This window comes from Kitasatospora sp. NPDC057198 (genome assembly GCF_042670125.1).
Lineage (GTDB): Bacteria > Actinomycetota > Actinomycetes > Streptomycetales > Streptomycetaceae > Kitasatospora.
Genome location: NZ_JBHUWH010000403.1, coordinates 1 through 7,157, shown reverse-complemented (window position 1 = coordinate 7,157; position 7,157 = coordinate 1). Strand labels below are relative to the sequence as shown.

Below are 7,157 nucleotides of genomic sequence, written 5' to 3'. Positions count from 1 at the left end.
GGACCGGCCCTGCCTCCTCCGCTCGGACTCCCCCACCCGGGAGCTCGCGGAGCCGCGCCTCGCGGCGCGATATCTGCCGCGGGGGCCGCCGCACCCTGCGTGGCAGGGGCGGGACGACGGCGTCCCCCACGGACGGACACGGTGGGCCGGGTCAGGGCCGACCGGTCGTGTCCCTGGTGACCGCGGAGGCCGGGGAGCCGCTCCCTTCCTCCGCTGTCACCGCTTGCGGCTTCTTGCCGTGCTTCAAAGATGCCCTGCCCGTGTTAACCGGGTGATGCGCGGTTGTGACGTCCGGGTACCAACCGTTCCCGGCGCCGCACCTTCACCCGGACGGCGGGCGTCCGCTCCCGGCGCGGGGTCAGTGCCCGGCCCGGGCGGTCAGGAAGGCCAGCAGGTCCTGCCTGGTCACGATGCCCTGCGGCTTGCCCTCGACCAGCACCACCACCGCGTCGGCCTTCTCCAGCACCGCCATCAGGTTGGTCACCGACTCGCCGGAGCCGACCACCGGCAGCGGCTTCGACATCACCCTGTCGAGGCTGTCGGTCAGCTGGATCCGCCCGCTGAACAGGCCCTCCAGCAGCTCGCGCTCGACCACCGAGCCGACCACCTCGCCGGCCATGATGTCCGGGTGCCCGGCGCCCGGGGAGACCACCGGCATCTGCGAGACGCCGAAGTCCCGCAGCACCCGGACCGCCTCGGCGACCGTCTCGCCCGGGTGCATGTGCACGAACTGCGGGATGCCCTCGTGCTCGATGGCGTCCTTGCGGGCCAGCACCTCGCCGATGTGCGCCTCGTCGGTGGCGGTCGGCAGGAAGCCGTAGTCGGCCATCCAGTCGTCGTTGAAGATCTTCGACAGGTAGCCGCGGCCGCCGTCCGGCAGCAGCACCACCACCACGTCGTCCGGCCCCAGCCCGCGGGCCACCTCCAGCGCCGCCACCACGGCCATCCCGCAGGAGCCGCCGACCAGCAGGCCCTCCTCCTTGGCGAGGCGGCGGGTCATCTGGAACGAGTCCTTGTCGGAGACCGCGACGATCCGGTCCGCGACGCCGCGGTCGTACGCGGTCGGCCAGAAGTCCTCGCCGACGCCCTCCACCAGGTACGGCCGCCCGGTCCCGCCCGAGTACACCGAGCCCTCCGGGTCGGCGCCGATGACCTGCACCTTCCCGCCGGAGACCTCCTTCAGGTAGTTGCCGGTGCCGGAGATCGTCCCGCCGGTGCCGACGCCCGCCACGAAGTGGGTGATCCGCCCCTCGGTCTGCTCCCACAGCTCCGGGCCGGTGGAGTGGTAGTGCGAGGCCGGGTTCTCCGGGTTGGAGTACTGGTCCGGCTTCCACGCGTTCGGGGTCTCCCGGACCAGCCGGTCCGAGACGTTGTAGTACGAGTCCGGGTGCTCGGGCGCGACCGCGGTCGGGCAGACCACGACCTCCGCGCCGTACGCCCGCAGGGTGTTGATCTTGTCCGTGGACACCTTGTCCGGGCAGACGAAGATGCACCGGTAGCCCTTCTGCTGGGCCACGATCGCCAGCCCCACCCCGGTGTTCCCGCTGGTGGGCTCGACGATGGTGCCGCCGGGCTTGAGCGCGCCGGAAGCCTCCGCCGCCTCGATCATCCGCATGGCGATCCGGTCCTTCACCGAACCGCCCGGATTGAAGTACTCGACCTTCGCCAGCACGGTGGCGCTGATCCCCTCGGCGACCTTGTTGAGCCTCACCAACGGGGTGTCGCCGACCAGCTCGATGATCGAATTGTGGTACCGCACGGGGGTCCTCCCGGTCTATGGCATCACTGTCTGTTCCGAAACCCCCAGCCTAGGGCCCACCCCGCGCCGCCCACCCCCCGTCGCCCGAGCCCCGTCGACAGGTCCGTCCCCGTTCGATCCCGAAACGGCGACCGAACCGCCCGGCGTCCCCGCGGTGTGCCATGCTCCGGACCGGATTCCAGGGGGAGAGATGACACACGGAAGACTCGTCCGGAGCGCGGGGGCCGCCGCGCTGGAACTGGCGGTGGCCGGCTGCACGGCACCGCAGCACGACCGGGCACTGCCCGCACCGTCCGCCACGGCCCCGGCCGACTGCACGGACCCGCGCTACGAGTTCACCCCGGCGGTGGAGACGGAGACGCTGACGTACGTCACCCCGCCCGTCACCCTCACCGCCCCGGACGGCGGCCCGCTGCACTTCTCCGACGCCCGCCCCGTCCAGCCCCTCACCGCGACCGCGGCCTCCAGCGCGGGCGACGCCGACGCCCGCCGCGCGTACGACGCGTTCGTCCGCCAGTCCCCCACCCCGGAACTGCCCGGCTACGGCAGTCCCCTGGAGCCCTACCGCGGCAACCCGGTCACCGGCACCGACCGCCCCGGCCGGTACGTCGGGTACGCCTTCAACTGGGTGATCACCAGCTCCTTCGTCCGCCACTGCGCCCCCACCGCCCCGCGCTCCCCCGGAGCCTTCGGCACCGTCACCACCCTCCGCCCCGCCTTCCCCGTCGCCCTCGTCGCCGACTGCGCCGCCCCCCGCGGCGAAGTCCAACGCAGAGCCACCCTCCTCGCCTGCACCCCGCCCTCCTGACCCCCGCCCCGAGCCCGAAGCCCACCACCCGAGCCCGCCCCTTCCCCCGCGCCGTAGGCGCCCGCCCCCTCCGCCACCGCCCGCCACCCCCGCGCGGCGCCCCACCCCGCCCCGCCGTCGAGCCCGCCGCAGGCGAATCCTTCCGCCCACTCCCCCGAGCCCGAGCCCGAATCCGAGTCCGAGTCCGAGTCCGAGTCCGAGCCGCAGGCGCCTACCCTCCCTCCCCGCCACCCGCCACCCCCGTGCAGCGCCCCGCCCCACCCCGCCGTCAAGCCCGCCGCAGGCGAATCCCTCCCCTCCTCCCCCGAAGCCCGCGCCGCAGGCGCCTACCCTCCCTCCCCGCCGCCCGCCACCCCCGTGCGGCGCCCGGGTGGTTCTGTCCCCGTGGGCCGGTAGGCCGGGGCGGGTGGGGGGTATCCAGTGGGGTACCGGTGTGCGGAGTGGAGAGGGGGTTGCCGATGTCCGGCTCGCAGGCGTCGAGGGCCCGGGTGGCGCGGCGGATCGCCACCGCGGCGGCGTACGGGGGTGGTGGGCTGGGGCTGCTGGGGGTGGGCCTGGCCGGGGTGCTGTTGACCGAGAGCCGGATGGCGGTGCGGGCGATCGGCATCCTGGACGGCGATCCGCCGCACGCGGACGGCGTGTACGGCGAGGGTTTCACCGATCCGTCCGACCCGCGGGAGCCGCTGGTGCTGGCGTTCCTGGGCGATTCGACGGCGGCGGGGCTGGGCGTGCAGCGGGCGCAGGAGACGCCGGGCGCGCTGCTGGCCTCGGGGCTGGCCTCGGTCGCGGAGCGCCGGGTGCGGTTGGCGAACGTGGCGAAGTCGGGTGCGCGCTCGTCGGACCTGGCCCGGCAGTTGGAGCTGGCGCTGGCGCACGGGCCGGACGTCGCGGTGCTGATGGTCGGTGCGAACGACGTGACCCGGCACGCCCCGGCGGCCCGCAGCGTGCGCGAGCTGGGCGAGACGGTGGGCGCGCTGGTCTCGGCGGGCTGTCACGTGGTGGTGGGCACCTGTCCGGACCTGGGCACCATCAAGCCGGTCCGGCCGCCGTTGCGCTGGGTGGCGCGGCGGTTGAGCCGACAGTTGGCGGCGGCGCAGACCATCGCGGTGGTGGAGGCGGGCGGGCGGACGGTCTCGCTGGGTTCGCTGCTGGGTCCGGAGTTCGCGTCCCGGCCGGAGCTGTTCGCCGCGGACCGCTACCACCCGTCCGCGCAGGGGTACGCGACGGCGTCGATGGCACTGCTGCCCTCGCTGTGCGCGGCGCTGGGGCTGTGGCCGCAGGAGTCGGCGGCGGTGGGCGGCGCGGTGGAGCCGCAGGCGGTGCTGCCGGTGGCGGTGGCGGCCGCGGCGGCGGCGGGGCGTTCGGGCACCGAGGTGGTGGCGGCCGGTCCGGAGAACGGCACCTGGCGCTGGGCGACGCTCAAGCAGCGCTTCCGGCTGGCGCTGCCGCGCGGCGAGGACACGGAGCCCGCCGAGGACACGGAGCCCGCCGAGGACGCGGAGCCCGCCGGAGCGGGTGCGGAGGAGCCGGCGGAGGGGGGCGGCCGGCGGGCGATCACGTCGGCGAACTCACACCCGGGGGCGGATGACGCCGGAGCTACCAAACGGTAACTTTCCCGGGAGATCCGCCGGATCGCGTCCCGAGGTCACTCAGCGAGGAGCCCGCCATGCCCGAAGCCGTCATCGTCAGCGCCGCCCGTTCGCCGATCGGCCGGGCGTTCAAGGGTTCGCTGAAGGACGTCCGCCCGGACGACCTGACCGCGCAGATCATCGGTGCGGCGCTGGCGAAGGTCCCGGAGCTGGACCCGCGGCAGATCGACGACCTGATGCTGGGCTGCGGCCTGCCGGGCGGCGAGCAGGGCCACAACCTGGCCCGGATCGTGGCCGTCCAGATGGGCATGGACTACCTGCCGGGCGCGACGATCACCCGCTACTGCTCCTCGTCGCTGCAGACGACCCGGATGGCGCTGCACGCGATCAGGGCCGGCGAGGGCGACGTCTTCGTCTCGGCGGGCGTCGAGACCGTCTCCCGCTCGGTCAACGGCACCTCGGACGGCATGCCGGGCACCACCAACCCGCTGTTCGACGAGGCGCAGGCCCGCACCAAGCACCGGGCCGAGACCGGCGGCGGGGAGTGGCACGACCCGCGCGAGGACGGCCTGCTGCCGGACGCCTACATCGCGATGGGCCAGACCGCGGAGAACCTGGCCGCGTTGAAGGGCATCACCCGGGCCGAGCAGGACGAGTTCGGCGTGCGCTCGCAGAACCTGGCGGAGGCGGCGATCAAGGCCGGTTTCTGGCAGCGCGAGATCACCCCGGTGACGCTGCCGGACGGCACCGTGGTGAGCGCGGACGACGGCCCGCGGGCGGGCGTGACGCTGGAGGGCGTCTCCGGGCTGAAGCCGGTGTTCCGCCCGGACGGCACCGTTACGGCCGGTAACTGCTGCCCGCTGAACGACGGCGCGGCCGCGCTGGTGGTCATGTCGGACACCAAGGCGCGCGAGCTGGGCATCACGCCGCTGGCCCGGGTGGTGTCCACCGGCGTCTCCGCGCTGTCCCCGGAGATCATGGGCTACGGCCCGGTGGAGGCGTCGAAGCAGGCGCTGCGGCGGGCGGGCCTGTCGATCGGGGACATCGACCTGGTGGAGATCAACGAGGCGTTCGCGGCCCAGGTCATCCCGTCCTACCGGGACTTGGGCGTGGACCTGGACCGGCTGAACGTGAACGGCGGCGCGATCGCGGTCGGCCACCCGTTCGGCATGACCGGCGCCCGGATCACCACCACGTTGATCAACTCCCTCCAGTGGCACGACAAGCAGTTCGGCCTGGAGACCATGTGCGTGGGCGGCGGGCAGGGCATGGCGATGGTGATCGAGCGCCTGAGCTGACCACTGTGGCGAGCGTCTCACCCATCCGGAGTGACGCTGGGTAATTGAGGGCCGGATCACACCGAAGGTGCGATCCGGCCCGTTTTTCATCGCTCCGCGACCGAATGTTCGACGCACCGGATTGGATCAACTCCGCAGCGTAGAAAGGTATTACCTAACAATTTGAGGACAAGTAGGAAAGTCACAGACAAATCCGACATGAGCCACTGCAGTAACGGCCGTCGATACGGCAGTGTGGAGGCGTAACCCCGTTCCGCTCCTCGTTGGGAGTACGTTCCGTGAGCGCCGTCTTCCTCTCCCTGCTGCTGGTACTGATCGTCCTGACCGCCGCCGTCCTGTTCCACCTCCGCGCGCTGGCACGGAAGTTGGAGGCCGGACAGCCGGCCCCGCAGGTGGACGAGGCGCTGATACGCCGCGCCGTCACCGAGGCGCTGGCCGCCGACCGGGAGCGGGAGATCACCGAGGCCCGGGCGTTCTGGGCCGAGCAGGAGGCGCGCGCCGCCGAGGACTCCCCGCTGTTCGACACCCCGTTCACCACCATCGGCGAGGACTGGCCGATCTTCTTCCCACGCCCGACCGGCCCGCAGGACGCCGCCGACAACAACGGCGTGATGGACCCGGAGTTCGGCGAGGCGCTGCGCCACGCGCTGGAGGACCTGATCAAGGACGGCCCGGCGGACGGCGCCCCGGCCGGCGGCGCCCGGGCCGCGCACCCCTCGCAGGGCGGCGGCCTGCCCGGCCCCGGCGACAGCGGCGACGTGCGGGCCCGCCGGGAGGCCGACCTGCTGGCCACCGGCCTGGAGGCCGGGCTGCTGGACGCCGAGGCCGAGCCCGCCGCCGCGCCCGACCCGCGCCGGCACCCCTCGCACCCGGACTTCGTGCCCAGCCCGACCCCGTCCCGCGAGTGGACCGACGACCGGCTGGCCGCGCTCGCCGAGGAGCGGATCGCGCTGACCGACGTCCGCCCCGGCCCGCTGGGCACCCTGGACGTGTACGCCTTCGCCGACGGCACCACGCTGTGCGTCGCGCCCGGCGACCGGGAGGCCGCGTACCGGCTGATCGACGCCGTCCGGGCCGGCGAGGACGTCCGGCTGCTCGGCGGGTCCCGGTTCTCCGGCTCGTACTCGCTGACCTTCTCCACCGACGACGAGACGGTCTACGTGCTCGCCGACCGGGTGGTCGCCTCGATCTGACGGCCGCCCGCCCGCGCCCGCGACGGGGCGCCGACCGCCCGGCAAGGGGTTGCCCGGGTCGGCTCGGCGCCCCGTCGGCGTCCGGGCCCCGTCCGGCGGGGGGCCGGTCAGCCGGTCAGCCGGTCGGTGCGCTCGACGTCGTCCAGCGCGGCGGCCAGCACGTCCGGGTGCCCGTCCGCCGCGGCCAGCGCCAAGTCGTGCCCGGTGACGGCCAGTTGGTCCCCCACCGCGAACGCCCCGCAGTCCGGCACCTCCAGCGCGGGCAGCCCCTCCAGCGCCCGGCCCGCGTCGGCCAGCCGGCGGGCCAGGGCGAGCACGGCGGCGGCCCGGGACGGGTGCCCGGGGACGGCGGCCAGCAGGCGGCTCTGCGGCATCGCCCGGAAGCGGTCGGCGAGCCGGTCGACGGCTTCGGTCAGCCGCGCTGCGGCGGCGGGGAGCTGCTCGGACATGCCCCGAGCCTAGGCCCTGTCCGACGCCCCACGGGAAGCGGCGGGCCCCGGAGGAACGTTC

6 protein-coding genes are annotated in these 7,157 nt (G+C 74.2%); 4 read left to right on the top strand and 2 right to left on the bottom strand.

Annotation, left to right across the window (positions count from 1 at the left end):
* Positions 1–358: 358 nt before the first annotated feature.
* On the bottom strand, positions 359–1,759 hold the full coding sequence (locus ACFUEL_RS31415) for a cystathionine beta-synthase (protein ID WP_380240238.1): 1,401 nt from the start codon (positions 1,757–1,759) through the stop codon (positions 359–361).
* 190 nt (positions 1,760–1,949) lie between these two features.
* Here ACFUEL_RS31415 and ACFUEL_RS31410 point away from each other — a divergent pair, with 190 nt between their 5' ends.
* From ACFUEL_RS31410 to ACFUEL_RS31395, 4 genes are all read left to right on the top strand, one after another.
* Complete coding sequence (locus ACFUEL_RS31410) at positions 1,950–2,567, top strand: hypothetical protein (RefSeq protein WP_380240236.1); 618 nt, start codon at positions 1,950–1,952, stop codon at positions 2,565–2,567.
* Between the two features lie 458 nt (positions 2,568–3,025).
* The gene (locus tag ACFUEL_RS31405) at positions 3,026–4,177 is read left to right on the top strand and encodes an SGNH/GDSL hydrolase family protein (RefSeq protein WP_380240234.1); all 1,152 of its coding nucleotides are present in this window, start codon (positions 3,026–3,028) and stop codon (positions 4,175–4,177) included.
* 56 nt (positions 4,178–4,233) lie between these two features.
* Positions 4,234–5,454: an acetyl-CoA C-acetyltransferase gene (locus tag ACFUEL_RS31400; RefSeq protein ID WP_380240232.1), complete on the top strand. Its 1,221-nt coding sequence runs from the start codon at positions 4,234–4,236 to the stop codon at positions 5,452–5,454.
* Between the two features lie 278 nt (positions 5,455–5,732).
* Positions 5,733–6,647 (top strand): hypothetical protein, encoded by a 915-nt coding sequence (locus ACFUEL_RS31395; RefSeq protein WP_380240230.1) that lies wholly within the window; start codon positions 5,733–5,735, stop codon positions 6,645–6,647.
* Positions 6,648–6,754: 107 nt separating this feature from the next.
* Here the strand turns inward: ACFUEL_RS31395 and ACFUEL_RS31390 are convergent, their stop codons facing one another.
* On the bottom strand, positions 6,755–7,096 hold the full coding sequence (locus tag ACFUEL_RS31390; RefSeq protein ID WP_380240228.1) for a hypothetical protein: 342 nt from the start codon (positions 7,094–7,096) through the stop codon (positions 6,755–6,757).
* Positions 7,097–7,157: the final 61 nt, after the last annotated feature.